This is a genomic window from Erwinia sp. GW821-FHT03D09 (assembly GCF_059420805.1).
Genome location: NZ_JBWKUK010000022.1, coordinates 1 through 15,931 on the forward strand (window position 1 = coordinate 1; position 15,931 = coordinate 15,931).

The 15,931-nt window shown below is 46.2% G+C and carries 9 protein-coding genes and 1 pseudogene; 1 reads left to right on the plus strand and 9 read right to left on the minus strand.

From position 1 onward, the window contains the following. Positions 1 to 77: 77 nt before the first annotated feature. Positions 78 to 688 (plus strand): annotated as a pseudogene (locus tag AC07U6_RS19215) (tyrosine-type recombinase/integrase); the annotation flags it as partial. Positions 689 to 887: 199 nt separating this feature from the next. On the opposite strand, the gene AC07U6_RS19220 reads toward AC07U6_RS19215, so the two are convergent. From AC07U6_RS19220 to AC07U6_RS19260, 9 genes are read right to left on the minus strand one after another with little or no spacing between them, the layout of a single operon-like run. Beyond that, entirely contained in the window at positions 888 to 2,357 is a 1,470-nt protein-coding gene (locus AC07U6_RS19220; RefSeq protein ID WP_494761430.1) for a protein kinase domain-containing protein, read from the minus strand. After that, positions 2,354 to 2,896 (minus strand): hypothetical protein, encoded by a 543-nt coding sequence (locus AC07U6_RS19225; protein ID WP_494761431.1) that lies wholly within the window; start codon positions 2,894 to 2,896, stop codon positions 2,354 to 2,356. Before AC07U6_RS19225 ends, AC07U6_RS19220 begins: the two co-directional genes overlap by 4 nt. 7 nt (positions 2,897 to 2,903) lie before the next feature. Then, positions 2,904 to 4,589: a helicase HerA domain-containing protein gene (locus AC07U6_RS19230; RefSeq protein ID WP_019106735.1), complete on the minus strand. Its 1,686-nt coding sequence runs from the start codon at positions 4,587 to 4,589 to the stop codon at positions 2,904 to 2,906. Further along, complete coding sequence (locus AC07U6_RS19235; RefSeq protein ID WP_494761432.1) at positions 4,579 to 5,736, minus strand: hypothetical protein; 1,158 nt, start codon at positions 5,734 to 5,736, stop codon at positions 4,579 to 4,581. The genes AC07U6_RS19230 and AC07U6_RS19235 overlap by 11 nt, the downstream gene beginning before the upstream one ends. 2 nt (positions 5,737 to 5,738) lie before the next feature. Next, on the minus strand, positions 5,739 to 6,587 hold the full coding sequence (locus AC07U6_RS19240) for a hypothetical protein (protein WP_494761433.1): 849 nt from the start codon (positions 6,585 to 6,587) through the stop codon (positions 5,739 to 5,741). Between the two features lie 10 nt (positions 6,588 to 6,597). Further along, positions 6,598 to 10,884, minus strand: a complete 4,287-nt coding sequence (locus AC07U6_RS19245) for a hypothetical protein (RefSeq protein ID WP_494761434.1) — start codon at positions 10,882 to 10,884, stop codon at positions 6,598 to 6,600. Continuing rightward, positions 10,881 to 12,167, minus strand: a complete 1,287-nt coding sequence (locus AC07U6_RS19250; protein ID WP_494761435.1) for a hypothetical protein — start codon at positions 12,165 to 12,167, stop codon at positions 10,881 to 10,883. The genes AC07U6_RS19245 and AC07U6_RS19250 overlap by 4 nt, the downstream gene beginning before the upstream one ends. Positions 12,168 to 12,184: 17 nt before the next feature. Continuing rightward, a complete protein-coding gene (locus AC07U6_RS19255) occupies positions 12,185 to 13,735 on the minus strand; it encodes a restriction endonuclease subunit S (protein WP_494761436.1) in 1,551 nt (516 codons plus the stop codon). Next, positions 13,735 to 15,888, minus strand: a complete 2,154-nt coding sequence (locus tag AC07U6_RS19260; protein WP_494761437.1) for an HsdM family class I SAM-dependent methyltransferase — start codon at positions 15,886 to 15,888, stop codon at positions 13,735 to 13,737. The genes AC07U6_RS19255 and AC07U6_RS19260 overlap by 1 nt, the downstream gene beginning before the upstream one ends. Positions 15,889 to 15,931: the final 43 nt, after the last annotated feature.

The window sequence follows — 15,931 nt, forward strand, 5'->3', positions numbered from 1 at the left end:
ATCTCCTCAGGGGACATAGTCAGTATGTCGGAAGATCTCTAAAAGTGAATGGGCCGTTTTAGCGGGATACTTACAATACCGGCAGGCCGCTAACCCGCAGGGCAACGGAACTCACTCTGCTTATCTTTATTCGATCCAGTGAGCTGCGTTTTGCTCGTTGGTCAGAGATTGATTTTGAAACGTCAATGTGGACCATCCCGCCTGAGTGAGAGCCTATTCCTGATGTGAAACATTCTCAGCGAGGATCAAAGATGCATACACCGCATCTGGTGCCGCTTTCTAAACAAGCGCTTGCGATCCTTAAACAGATAAAACAGTTTTCTGGGGAGCACGAGCTGATTTTCATTGGCGATCACGATCCGCGTAAGCCGATGAGTGATAACACGGTGAATAGTGCGCTGCGGGTCATGGGTTATGACACTAAAGTCGAGGTGAGGTTTGCGGGCATGGTTTTCGCACGATGGCCTGTAGCTCGTTAATTGAATCTGGGTTGTGGTCAAAGGATGCGGTAGAGCGGCAGATGAGCCATATGGAACGCAATTCGGTACGGGCGGCGTATATCCATAAAGCGGAGCATCTGGATGAGCGCAAACTGATGCTGCAGTGGTGGGCTGATTTTTTGGATGCGAATACAATGGCTGCCATGAGCCCATTTGACTATGCAAAGATTAATAACCCTTCTCGATAAAATAGCTAACATTCCTGAATGTTAATTATTTACTAATTAAATACTTATAACTGAGAAGCCTCCGCCCTAATGGGGAGAGGCTTTTGTCTTAACTCAAGCAAGAAGGAAATCGTTATGTAAAACTTTATTTTTGTCTGGTATTTGAACGGAAGTGTTAATTATCCAAGATATCTTGTTCGCCTAATGGTCATCTTTTCAATCAAATAACCCCAAGCTTTGCATACAATTCTTTTTTCTCTTTCATGCTGTTATCCAATGGTGCAACTCGTAATGCTGCTTTCAAATAAGCTGCAGCACCAGAGTAATCACGCATTTGCTCGCAAACTAAAATGAGTTGGCTTAACACATGGAACTTCATTGGAGTTGTTTGGTTTACTTTCTCCAATAGTGCTCTTGCTTCAGGATATTTTGCTTCAAGGCCAAGGATAGATGATTCTAAATACATGGTAGTCGCGTTTTCTGCTTCAACTTGCTTTCGTTGCAACAGCCAGGATTTTGCTTGACTGATATTGCGCAACTGTAGGTTTGTCTTAACTATCAGCTCGAACAAAGCCGCAGGTTGAGTCAATTTACCCTCGAGCAAGATTGTTTTATTATCTTCTACGACTTTTTCAAAGTCGAATAAGCGATTGGCGCGGTACAAGGCAATAAGTTGCTGATGTAAAGCTTGTAGATCTTTACTGCGGCCATACTCCTGCGACGCTAACTGAGCAGCCTTTTGGTAAGATTGATTGGACATTGCTTCAAGTACCGCACTTGACCAGTCCTGATCAAGTTTAGTCTGAAAAACTGGAGCAATAGTACCAACTTTTAGTTGCTTAGTGGTAGCTGCATCAAATGCATGAATTAAGTCGGAAATAGTTGAAAAGCGATCCTCCGCTCGTTTTTGTAAGCAGGTAAGAACCACTTGCTCCAGGTCCGTATGAATAGAGCTATTAATCTCTGTTGGAAGCTTGAAAGGTGCGTGGCGCTGAACTTGTGCTGGCGTATCATGGGGCAGCTTTCCTGTCAGCAGCTGGTATAGCAAAACACCTAAGCTATAGATGTCGCCCAATAGTAGCTCTTCCAGACTACCTCTACGGCTATCGACGTTGGAGAACTCTGGGGCCGAATACAACACAGTCCCGCCATTTTCTCGGGTACGAACGTAAATTTCTTCTGGTAAAGCTGAGCTGCCAAAGTCCGTCAACTTCACCAGGTCCCGTTCGCCAACCAAAATGTTATGTGGCTTAATATCTCCATGGGATATTGGCATTGGTAGTTTGGACAAATAATGTACAGCACAGAGCACTTGACGATATATTCTAAATAAACGTTCATAGGTCTGGCCAAAATTACGCTGCCTGTCATCGAGCTTTTGCGCCAGGGTTTGGCTTGGGAAATATTCCATTTCAATATAGAACCATTCATTATCTATACGGCCCATATCAAAAATTTGCACAATATTTTCGTGCGGCTCGACGTCTAAAAGCTCTTTACCTTCGGCAAGCTGGCGGTCTTCCCGAGTAATATCCTTAGGGATTTTTACTGCGACAATTTTTCCATCTTGCAGGCGTTCCGCCCGCCATACCCAACCATGGCTGCCATCACCAAGGCATTCAAGTAACAGGTATTTGTCACCAAGGCGTTTATTCGTCCCTGGCAAAAAATGTGCTGATTTTATATTCACATCAACACCTCATAGTGAATTCTGTCCAAAACAATCATGCTCAGATTTTTGATAAATAAAAAGCGACTAAACACCACCTCAACATCAGGAGCGGCGCTTACTTGGGTACCAGTGGACGAAGTAAAACCCATGCGGCAAATGTCTTTCAGTTTTTGGGTATCAGGTGTACCTACTAAGCCTTGGCTCCAGGTACTGAGGACCAGGGTTTTGGGGCAATGATTCCAGCGCTGCGCTGCTTCCAGTAAGTTTTTTAATTTTTCTTCTAGCTTTTGCTGTCCCTTCGCTGAACCATCAAAGCGTTCAAATTCGATTAAACACACAGGCGATGCAGAAGATTTATGAAACCAGCCCGAGTCAGAGCGAATATCAGCACCAAATGTACCCGGAGCCGGGCATTCCACTACCGCCATAAATGACTGTTCATGTCCGAATGTATTCCAAACGCTACAGCCTAAGCTATGGACCAATACATCCTGGTCCAATAGCTTACCGCTTGCTAAAAGTGGAAACGTCTCATTTACCCAAGCTACTTCAGGCATAGGCACCTTAGCCATTGAAAGAGCCCCAAACACGCAATACCTCCGGTGATTCACCACCGTGAATTAATGCCTTACTACCAACTTTAACAAGCAGTGGTGCAGGGATTGAACGACCACACACCAGAGCTTCACCGGTTGATAAACTCGGAAGTTCCTCCAGGTCAGCTTTGCTCACCATATCTGATGCTTTAGCTATAAATCGTTGATCGTCTGGGTTCTTTAAGCGCATCGTAATTAGCGTATTGCACTGAGAGGTCACATCTGAATCTAATTTCGATGGACGCTGGCTCACAATGCCAAATCCAACACCAAATTTACGACCTTCACCGGCGATCTTTTTAATAATGCGGTGACTGACTGCATTGCCACCGGCCGGAGCAAAATTATGTCCTTCTTCGTAAATGATAAAGCATGGGCGCAGCGGGTCCGTTTTGCTCGAGGCCGCCTTTAATATTTCACTAGATAACAGTGCACAAATGACTTGCTTAGCGGTATCACTCAAACCTTGTAAGTCAACAACGACTAAACGCCCTTGTTGATTGCTCGGGCGTCCCACCATTTTGTAAATATCAGTTGGCTCAGCCATCGTTGCACTGTAAAAACTTTTGGCTTCATTAAGCACGCGTGAAAGCTTCATCGAGGCGACGGCGGCACTACGGCCTGATAACGCCTTCGCCTCAGCTTCAGAAAGGTCGTCCCACTCTTTTAACTCTTCAATGCCATCACCTAATAAGAAGCGCAGGCGGTTAATATCTCGTGGCTCGGTCTTATCTGCAGAGCGCCAATAACGAATTGCAACATCGAGTACCCGTTGCTGCGGTTCCGTTAAGCCAGGTAATATTTCAGCAATATCGTCCATTTCAAAATGGTCAAACTGAAGCGCTAATGGCGTATTCTTACTAGCGTATTTATGTTTAAAAGATTCGTGCTGCGGCGAGTAAACCTGAATACCTGCACCGGCGGCTTGCAGCTTTTCAAAGGTCTGTTTTATCAGTGGTAGTGCTTCTTGATCACGCTTATCGTCAGTGGCTTCTAAGAAGCTTGAGAATTGCAGATTACCGCCAGCGAGGGCTTTACCATATTCACCATGTGGGTCAAATACTACTACAGTACCGTTATTAACCGCGACTAAACGCTCAATAATGCGGCCAACAGTATAAGACTTACCTGAACCCGTCATTGCCAGAACAGCTAAATGCTCAGTGACCAACTTGTTCACGTCAATAAAAACAGGAACTGTATTCTCGCCTTTGTCGTAGCCTACTAGGTTGCCCAAGTGCAAACTGGAGTGTTCATTAAATTCGTAAAAATCACTCAAAAACTGGAAATCGACGGTTTCAACAGCGGTACCAGGGTTAAGTGGGCGACGTGGAATTTTGATTTGACGAGTAACAGGATCACGGTAACCAACCAGCTCGACCTGAGCAAACATATTCTCACCAGTTACATTCGCGCCGGGCAAAAGCTCAAGCTCAGTCACACCATCGCCAAAGCCGGCGTTGTAGAGCATATTGGTACGACTGATCTTGGTCACTCGCCCCAGTACGGCGACTTGCCCCTCATCTTTGCGTTCCTGGTGCATAATGCGTACAAACTCACCACGGCGTACTGAAAACGAGTCTTGCACAACCATAGTTAACTGGCTGGCATCACCAGTGTTACCGACTAATTTACCTAAAACTTTATAAGCCATTATTCAATCCCTCATCAAGGCCTGCCAACCACCCTGCCTCAATATCATTATTCTTTAGAGCCTGGTGTAAACCCTGGCGATAAAACGTAGCAAATTTAGGTAAAATGCCAAGCTGTTGATAGCCAAGTAATTGTGGCAACGGCATTGCATTACCTTTGTTTTGCATATCCAGCACTATCAGGCGAGAGGCAACTAAATCGAGATCAGCACTTTTCCATTCTGGTTCGTCACCCGCTAATTGCACCATTTTTATCTGCCCACCTCGGGCACTACGGAAGTGAAAACCAATTAACCCTTGCTTAGCTTCAATGTTGGGTTCAATGCGGTTTTCTTGCTCAGACAAACGAAATGCGATGGTGCGCGAATAGTTGCCTAAAATGCCATTGATAAATCGCAAATCCCCCACGCCCACCAAACTTTCATCCAGCCCTGCCAGATTTTGCATCAACTCTTTAGAAAACCCATCAGATGCTAAAATTTGTTTGCGGCCTTGTTCGGTACGTAAATCTTGTTTGGCGATACTTACAATTGCACTAAAGCGCTCAGCCAAAATGCTCGCAAGCACTACACCATTTTGATTCCAGGGAAAAATTTTAGAGCGATGGTTTTGCCAAAAAGTTTCTATCACTTGCCTGGTTTTTTCGTACTCTTGTTTATGACGGACATTGCGCTCCAGCGGAGCCATATCCCGTGCTAAAAACAACGGCGTATCCAGCAAAATTAAATCGCCAGGCTCATAACTTAAAAGTTTTTTCTCAACTAACTGATAAGAATGACGAATTTCAATTAAATCAAGTCGTTTACGCTGAGCTTCAAAATCAATATCATCCAGTTCTGATACCGAGTCGCTACCCACCGTGCTGACTTTATTTTCATCTATTAGCAAATCTGTGCGCACTGCCGCACTGGCATAAATAAAACCACCCAATACCTTGTCTAAGCAGGATTTTGTCGCAATACCAGCTACGCGTAAATTAACGATTGTGGGCTTCGGGACCGCCTTCACTAAACCAGCATCACGGAACAGCGGCGCCACTTGCTCAATATCACGGACCTGTTTAAGCAAGCGTCCTGCACTTCCCGGTAAGCGAAGCTGGCTATCAATGGCGAGAGATTGCGCTAAATTCATCGTTTTGTTCTTATTCATGCTTATAGCGCTCCTGTGTGTAGCTGCTCGCTAAGTAATGGAGCATAAGCCCAATATTGTGAGGCTTGTAGGCATGTTTTACCGGTGGCTGTTATGCCCGCGTTGTCGATGAAATCGTGCTGCCGCAACATCTCACCCCGCTTGACAATATCAAGACTGTTAACATCAAACATCAGCTTAACCGCATTATGCTCAGACAACGCTTGTAAGCTCATGCCACCTCCAGTGTAGAGTAATAGCAATACAACCAGATCGTGCTTATCTGGTGTGTAGTCGGCTGATGGCGCTTTAGGTTCGATTATTCGTTCAGCAATGCCTGCATGGTCCACAAACCAATTCAACCAGCTCACCAGGATCTCACTATGATCGAGTAAAGTCAGCGACCACAAAGGTAACGTGGTAAAGGCTAATAGCCCACTGTTGCTGTGTTTTCGTATGTAACGAGTATGTACCACATCACCGGCCTGGTGCTGGTGGCGATCTGCACTGCCAGTAAAGCCAGCAATAGCCTGGTCTGTTTCACTGGCTAGCAAAGCGGTTAGCCCAGGTTCCTGCACCCTCAAGACCGCTGGTACTAACTGCCAATCTAGTGGGGAGGACAAGTGCGCTAATAAGGTAAATTGTTCAGCTTTCAGGTTTATTACCAAAGCGGCACAACCTGCCTGCATAGCCCAGTGATACAGGCGTTGCATAGTATTAGCGTCAGTCAACTCTTGTGCTTGTACTAACAACAAACCGCTGGCTGGCGGCGAGCTAATCCAATCCTTCGTTAAGGGGATTGCCCCCGCAACAGTTTGCAAAAACCGACCTTTACGATTACTGGCCAGTGCCGAAGATAAATAAAGACTCATCGCGTCACCTCTATAAGCCAGTGGCAAAGGTAAGGCGCATTTTTACAATGCCTTTGTCTACAAGTCCTTTCTGTTGCTCAGGTGTTAACGCGGGTTCTTGATTTTGGCTCAAAGCCTGATAAATCGGTTGCCAATCCGCCAGTGTTAAGCCTGTATCTTTTAATATTTGCTCACCTTGACTCTGCCATTTGGCCCGGGTGCTTTCACACATCAGTTGAAGTTCACTGACACTCAAATTGCTCACGTCCCCCGGAGTCAACGCTGCTGGTTTCGCTTGCTTTTGAGAAGCCAATAGCGGTTTTAATAACGGTAGCCAGCTGTTTACCTGCTCGATGGAGTTGCGTCTTACTTGGTTTAGATGCTCTTCAGTTTTAAGTAGCTGGCCTTGAATCGGTGTAAGTTGACCGCGTGCCGGTTTTAAAAGCTCTTCTGGTAAATCATGTAACGATGAAAACTGCCCATTGCGCAAACTGTTTTGCATACTTTGACGCTTGCTCTCGGCATCGTTGGGGAGATCGGCAATAGCGTCTTCAATGAGCTGTAATTTCATTACCAGTTTTGGTAGCTCTGCAATGTCATCAGCGTACTCATACTCAGCCGTGGCGCTACTAAGCCATTTTTGCAGCTGTTGGGCGCGTTGGTTTTGCTCTGCGAGGTTATTAACCAGCTTCCCAAATCGTTCTTTGCAGTTGCGGTAGCTAGACAAAATATGTCCCTGGATCTCCGCTATCGGCAGCTGTTGATCGCTGTACAGGTTTAAACCCACTTCTTGCGCTAAGGCTGAAAGCTTGTCTTGCGCTTTACCTAAATCGAGTTTACGCAGGTAATGCAGTAAGGTATCGCTGTCTGCTTGCTGCTCTTTTTGGCCAGTGGCACTGCTGGTATCGTCTTTTAACGCGCCGTCTAAAATATGGCCTATGGTGCGCAGCGTGTTGGTGTACAGACGTTTCGGGAAATTCGTCAGTGGGGCACACTCTGTTTCAACATCTATGATTAAATCAGCGAGTCGGTTGTTGATACGCTCAGCGCTGCGCTCAACAAATTCGGCAAATAAACAGGCCTGTTCAATCCGTTGATAAAGCGAGGTCGTTTTGTCTTCTAAGCTAAGAATATGGGCATCTTTTAGCAAGGACTTGGAACTATTAAGCGGTTTAACCTTTGCTACTAGCTCCAGCACTTCAGCACGCTTGTGGATAAGCCCTGCCAGTACTTGCGTGTCATTGGCCTCGGCAATATCAGCCAGTTGTTCTTCTTGCTGTTTGAGCACGTTAAATAGTGATTGTGCTTTTTCCAACTGCTCTTTAGCTTCTACGGTGACAAAACCCAGCTTATTTGTACCCAGAGGCGCGAACATTTCATTAATGCGTGCATAACCATACACGCGGCTCATGACTTCCACATTGGCTGCGTAACTGCCCATATCGTTACCGCTGAACCAGTTTTGTGCTTCGCTAATGGCATTTTCTAAGCGGGAGCGCGGGTAGTGCTCCCAAATTGCCTGTTTTTCGGTTGGATTGGTTAAAGTGAGTAAGTTCAGCTCTCCACACCACCACATCCAGTCATTAAACACGCCTTTTGCGGTAATGCTCGTTTCAGCCACATAGGCGAAATAAAACTGCTGCTTAAAGCCTTCGAATTGCCACTTGTGCTTTTTATTAGGGTGAGCAATACGGGCTAAAAATAATGGGATCTGCGCCTGGCTTCGCTGCACATTATTAAGTTCAGTAAATAGTCCGGCATGTTCATCGGCCGTGTAGCCTTTGGCAATATAGCTGCCCGGCACTTTAAGTTTATCCAACAAGCTGCTCAGCTCATTCACTGGCACGCTGTGTTGCTGCTGTAAATCGAGAATGCCGTTTAACTCAGGGTGAGCAATGGCCAACTGATACCAGCCTTTAAACAAAAGGTCGCGGTCATTCGGTGATAACTTACCATCTACCTTTAACGGCCAGGCGATTAAACCGCGCTTCTGCAAGCGCTGGCGCCACTTGTGAATGGCATCCGTGGCAAAGGCAGTCAGGGCATGCAGCTTGTTTTTGAATTTCGCAGTAAAGCTGTCGGCAGTTAAATTCACGCCGTGCAACTGGCATGCTGACAGACTTAAGCCAATACGCTCTAACTGGTCTGCTTCGATTGGATTGACATAATGCAGCAGTATCGCATCACGTAACTCATTTCTTTCATCCAGTCGGCTGTATTGCTCCATGAGATGTGCAGATGCGGTTAACGCTAATACTGGCGTGCGACCATTTTGGTGGCTGTGGTTTGCCGCAAAGGTGTGAAGATTGTTCAGCTCAATGAGGTTACTGACCCAGGCAAACAAGGCTTTACCTTCTGGGTGAAGCTTAAATCCATCCAGGGTAAGTAAACCACCCTGGCGGCCACGTGGCTCGGTTAAAATGGCCAGAGGCGCATCGTCGCTGCCCGCTTTATTACTCAGCAAGCTTTCATCATAGCGCCAGTTGTTATCCAGCAAACGCACAAAGCCCGTTACACGGGCTAATGCCTTGATGAGCGGCTTCTGGCTACTTTGTTTGCTAAGTTCACTCATAGCCTGTTCATGAGCATCGCCCATGGCGGGATCTTTAAAAATCAGTGAGTTTTGCTGGGCGCTGCGATAGCGCAAATCCAGGCGCAGTAACATCGCCACACTGGGGCCAATATGTGTTGCTTCGCTGGCGTCCAGCTCGGTAGTTTCACCCACTAACTTGTGCCATAAGGCATCGGCAGCAAATTCAATCGCTGGGTGGTCATACAGCAAGCTGAGTAAGTATTTAAACTCACCTTTTGACAGAGGCAGTAATACCGCGCCTTTATCGCCGCTTGCGGCTTGCTCTTTAATCGAAAAAGTACGCAGGTTATCCAGCAAAGTATCTAAGTTCAGCGCTTGATCTACTGCAGGGTAGTACCATTCATCTTTATCGCGGCGGAATTTGGCTTGCTCCAAGGCTTGTCGGCACTGTAGGCGGTCAATGCTCAGCTTGCGGTAATGAGCAGCTATGGGTTCCAGATCTTCGTTTTTCAGCGCCAGCAATTCAGTGGCATGGTTCACTTCAGCTAAGCGCACGGGTAATTGGCCGTAGAGCAAACTACGGCATTCGGTCAATAGTGCCTGGTCGCGAGTTTGAATGCCTTCTATCGCACCTTTATCCAGCACATGCCTGGCCACGCGGCCAGAACCTGCCAGCACAGCTTCAAATAAATCGCCCACATCCTTGATACTGCGGCCTGCTTGTTGGTATTGACTCAGCACTGCATCCACATTAGCCATGACCACGTTAAACCAACCGAAGTTGGCACCACTCATGGTGTATGCAGCTTCCACTAAACCAGCAGGGTAATTAAAACCCAGCTTGCCGTCTTTTAAGAGGCTTGCCACATAGTCTGATACATCGGCAAAGGCATTATGCTCAAGTTCCACTAACTCAAAGCGGCGTGCGACCGATTGAATTTCGCGCAATTGCTGACCAAGCAGTGGTGAGCACAGTGCAACATAGCGCAACCATGGAAGTTTACGGCGAGGGTCTTCCTCTTTAATTGCTTTACCAATCAGGCGAATGGCCTGGCCATCGAGGCGTTTATCTTGTTCATCTTCCAGGCCAAAAGTGGCGGCTTCTGCAACGGTTTCCAGCTCATCCAGCACCACCAACATATACTGCACGTCAAAGCTCTTTAATACTTTATAGGCGGCTTGAACCAAACTTACTACCAGAGTTTGGTCAGTATAGAGGTCTTCTTCGCTGTGGTTGGCGTTCAGCTGTAAGGCATCTGCTAACAGTTCAGATTTAAAGCCAAATGGCATTAAGCGTTCATAGGCTTGTTTGGCAATTTCACTTTGAATCGATCCATCAAAGGTTTGAGTGGCCAATGGCAATAGCGCCTGATATAAACCAAAAGCAAACCAGTTATCCGAGTTTTGATAATCTGATGCCACTTGTGAATAGCGAATATAGAGCGCCAGGTATTTGTCTTGCGTGTCGCGATTAAACAGCTGCTTATCGTGTAATTGGCCTTGTTCGTCGCGGACAAACCAGCCTCTGGAGCAGTCGTTAATTTGTGCGACCAATTCATGACCTAAACGTGATTTACCCCGACCCCATTCGGCTTCGACGGCAAACACATGGGCAAAGCGATCATCGTCGTGATCCACCGTATGCAAAAAGGTTTGAAAGCGTTTAAAAAAGCGGCTCTGGCCCACTAACGGGTCGCGAGGTGGATAATCTGATACGCCCGTCGCCGCCCAGCGATGTTGTTTTGCCAGGCTATCAACCATCTGTTCGTTTAATTCAAAACTCATAACGACGATCCTTGAAGGTTTATTCTATTGGCGGCGCGTTTTTTATTGGCATAGCAGTTTTGCGCCAGTTGCTTAATGGCCCGTTGTAACGATTGGCTTTTGTAGCCAAATAGCGGTGCTAACGGCAGGCTATAACAGGCATCGCTGAAGCTTGTGTGAATTCGATATTGGCCAGACTCGCCACGACTCGCCTCGGTAAATTGCCAGATTTTTTGTGCTAACAGTTCGGCAATGAATGAGCTCAGGACGCGGTTTAGGCGGTTGATGCTTTCCGTGTTCGCATTGAGTGCCGGGTAGAGGGTGATATTGAGCTCACCGAGCAGAAGCACAAGAAACTCAGCCAAACTGCCCAGGCTCACCTCATCACCTTCAATGCCCTGTACTGCCATATTTATTTGACCGGGGGCAAAGGCATTTTGCCCGGCAGGTAAGGTGAGCAACAAGCCGCCACGCTGCTCGGCAGCCCAGGCATCTTGCACAAAGATAATAAGACTGAGTAAAAATAACCAGGGCTGTTGGGCGAATAGCTCGGTAAACGGCACGTTGTCATGACTTGAGCGGGACACCAATAACCATTCGGCATTGGGTTTAAGGTCATGTTCATCAAGCAAGGCATTAGGGAGTGCTAACAACCGCCCACTACACCAGTTATTTGTCAGTTGTTTTTCGGTGATATTCACCGCTTGTATAGGTGCCGGTGGTTCATTTTGTTCGCTCACGGTAAACAAGGTATGGCTGGTGCGCAAAATTCGACATAGAGCGGGAATGGCTGCGTTGTCGTTTAGGCTATGGCCGAGTAAATCGCGTTCGGTTTGCGCCAATGGGCCGGCAATGATTTGCGGCGTGGTGGCAGTGCTTTCCAGTTGGGCTAAGACCCATTCACTGGCATTGCCCAGTTGCTGAATGAGTTTAACCAATACCATTGTGTCATTCATCGCGCCTGCTTCCTGGCAGCGAGCGGCGGCTAAATTTATCCAGTGTTGGCGAACATCTGGGTTTAAGCCCAACAATGCTAATTGCCATTCACCTGACTGGCTTAAATCGTTGAAGGCATCAAGCAATGGTGCAGTGAGGCTATAGGCATTAACGATATCAGTTTCAGCATCGTTCTTTTTCGGCTGTAAGATTGGTTGTAGCAGTGACCTAAGGGCAGGCGCAGCCGCCAGTAACAATGCTGCTTTGTTGGCGTTCAAACCACCTTGTTGCCAAAGCTGCAGGCAGAGGTTAAGTGCCGCTTCGCTATTTACAGGGTCGTTATTTTGCCTGGTTGTACTGCTGTCCATGCCCCTTGTCACCATTTTTACTCTTCAGCCTCCGCTTGTGTCGCCTCTTCCAGCAAACTGTATAACTCATCCACATCGCTAAATAGCGGTGTGGCGCCTTCAATGGCATACCCCCCAGCGCTCATTTTACTTAAAATCGCCTGATCTAAGCTGTTGTCGCCATCTTCCAGGGCTTGTTGGGCTTGGATTAGTTGTTGCTCGGTCAATTGGCCTTCGATGAGGGCTTCGGCCAAGATTTTAGCAGTGTTTGCTAGTAATTTAGATAGATTTACAGCACTTATCTGCTCGAATAGTAGTTGCTGTATCTCGTTCTGAAATTCCTGTGATGCTTTCCAAATAGCAATTGAACTCAACTCTTCAATGTTTATATTCAACTGCACAGCACCATTTTCTAGCCTTCGAAATTGTTGTTGGCCTACCCAAGAATTCAAGTACCAACTCACATAGGCTGGTAAATATAACTTATTTGAGAGTGTGCATTTTATAATGAAAGAACCATACCAATATTTCGCATATTCGGAGGTTACGTGAGCTGCTAATCCTACAGAACCACTTCGGGTTATTAGGATGTCACCTTCTTCGATGCGATGATTATTATTCTCATTTTCTAGTGATCTATTTAGATAAACTACGTCGTCTTTATTAATTCTGTTAGGTGACAAAGCGTTTCCTCGAATGAAAGGTAATCCATCAGAGTTTACGTAATTTGCAGCAATAGATGCTCCATATTTAAATTTCGAGCAAATTTTACCAAAATTTTCAAAGCTATTGGTAAGTTGAGCATAAAGATCGAGGTGTTTGTTAGCATAGTAACGAGCATCTAATCTATTTTCTGTTAGGTATGATAGGGGCGCCTTTGAGTGTTTGGCTTCTCTGGTAACGGGCTTTGAGATAGGTATTTGGTTTTCGAGTAATGCTAATTTCACTTCCAGCTGCTTCGCCCAAGCACGTAATTTCTCGGCTTGGCGAACTTTATCGCCGATGTATTTTTGCACTTTATCATCAGGTCTAAACAACGGAATAGACTTAATGTGTTCATTAGAAAGATTTAATTGACCAGTAGATCCGGAAACCCCTGCTTCCAATAAGCGTTGACCATGGAAGCTATTTAAAAATGAGCAAATGTAGTGACTATCAGCCTTGTCAGGGCGAACAACAAAAAGATGGTCATTCGTATACACTTCTTCGCTATAGCAATAAATCGATGCCCGACCAATTGTTCCTGAGCCTGAACGTGTAATGACAATATCACCATATCCGAGCTTCTGTTTTTGAATTTGATCTTTTGTTGACGAGTTAATCCAAGCAATGTCATCAATCGAAACTAATATGTCATTAGTGTTTTTAGGTTTAATGCACTTTAAGCCATTTTCTGCATACTTAGGCGACTTTCCTTGCTGAATTGGTTTTGTGCATACCGCCTGCAGTGAGCAATTTTTCAAGCTAAGAATATGATTTTTTGCTTGCGTAATTTCTGGTCTGTAGGTTTGCGCAGTCAAGAAGTCCTGCAAGTCAGAAGTGCTAATGCGGTTTATATGAAATGTTTCGCGTAAGGTATCTACAGACATTACTCACCCCGCTTATAAGCCGAGACAATCTTATCCAGATCGTTGGTAACACCGGCGTTATAGTCTTCAATATTATTTTTCACCACGTAGCCCAGAGTTTCGGCCACCGCCATAAATACATCGGTTTGTGGCTCGGGTAAAAATTGCTCTGGCTGGTTGGGGTTAGCATGGCGTTTTTGTAAATACAAAATCGAGGTTTTGGCACCTGTACCAGAGAGCTTAAAGCAGTCGCTCGGCAATGAGATGACTGCTTTGACGATGGCTTTACCGCCAACAAACTCGCCGGTTTTTTCGTCTTTTCTACCCATAATGTACTCGCGGACGTAACGGTCGCCGGAGTTACATAAAATACCATCAGGCAGCACGATCATCAGTCTACCACCGGGTTTGAGCAGTTGCAGGCAGCGGTCGATAAACAGCACTGCTGGGTCGATGGTGGCACCAACTGGCTGCCAATTGCCTTTGCTGTCGGGTTTGCTGCCCAGCGCGAGCCCTGCGGTTGTAGGCTGCAGGCTGTAAAACGGCTTTTTATCAGTACCGCCAGTTTTGCGTAAATCGGTACGATAGCCCGCCCATTTAGGCTCGCCGTTGTCATCCAGCTCTAAATCACCAATATCCTGCCACTTCATTTTCACGTGGTCATACCAGGCGTTGTAGCCATCAACGACTTTTTGGGTTGGACGAAAACCACCGAGAACTTGCTCCATATTGGCTTCGTAATTAGCTTTTGAGCTTTGACCATTTTTGCCTTTATCAAATTTAGGCGTACCGAACGGCGGGTTGGTGCAAATGAGGTCAAAGCTATTGGGTTTCAGAGCATTAGTGGTGAGCGAGTTATCGGTATAAAAAATCTGCGCTTTAGGGGCGCCTTGCAATGCCATATTCACGCGAGCCAGCATCACCATACGCGGCGCGGCATCGGCCCCGGTAAAGGCATTGTTGCGCAAATGCTGTTTCAGAGCTCGTTTTTTATCGTCGGCCAGTACCAACTTAAAATCGATCCATTTATCAATCTGGCTTAACGCCACCGAGCCAAAACCAAAGGAGCCACAGGTTGGATCACAGAAACGAAAATCGCCATTGGTTAAGTGCGACCGCATTTCATCGTCATCGTCGATGTCATGCATAGCAATTTCTAGCATGGCCTGTTTTACTGGGTTAGGTGTTAAATAAACGCCAAGGCCACCTTTGGATTCAAAGTTGGCACGCAGGAAGACATCGAACACCCTGCCAAGTAAATCCCCCGACACATCACCCAAGGTACCGTGTTCTTTAACAGTTTTACCATCGTTGGTTTTTAACGGTCCTAAGTTTTGGATGGCTTCAAGTAAGTCCAGATAGTTTTTCGCCACCGACAGGCGCAAGTGAGTATCTTTACCAAAGATGGCATTACGTGAGCCATCATCTGAGATCACAACATAGTCTTCGTGGCTTTTAAATTCCTCAAAGGCGGCTTTGATTTGTTCAACGGCTTTATCGTTATGTTTGGCCACATATTGCCAATCATAGACGTCACGAAAACGCAGGGTATTACCCGCATCGTCTTTGAAGGTAAGATCTTCATCGTGATGTACGCGGAAGCTCTCTAAAAACAGTAGCTTGGCCACTTCTTCGATTATGTCGTTTTTGTCGTTTACCTTATCTTTAGTGACGCGATAAACATTTTCATGGAAGGCATCAAAACGCTGCATTAAGCGGGTATAGACACGCATTGACCAACGGAAGGTTCGGTCGCGCTCAATACGGTAAAAACTACGCAATTCTTCCAGACTTGGCAGGGTATCGACGCCATGGGTACCGTCGGAGCCATCTGTGCCAAACAAAGCTAAAATGCGTTGGTTAGTGCCATCGTCAACTACGGCAAATACCGGCCAGTCGCCTTCGATATCGCTTAACAGCTGATAGGCTAAATCATCAAACTTTGCGGGATCGGCGGCGTATTCCCAATGGCCTTCTTTCAGCGCAACCAGCATGACAGCTGGCGTTAAGTTACCTTCAACCTGGCCTTGAAGGAGTCCTGCTTTGGCGAATTCGTGTTCGGATAGCTCAACTATTGGTTGAGTAAACTCGGTATGCTGTTTGACCAGTTTACTGAACAGGACTTCTAGCTGTTGTTGCGGGTTTTGGTTTTTTGCTTTTGCTTCTTTTGCCATGATCTTTTCTTAATTCCTTTAATACAGCCAATTGTTACTACAA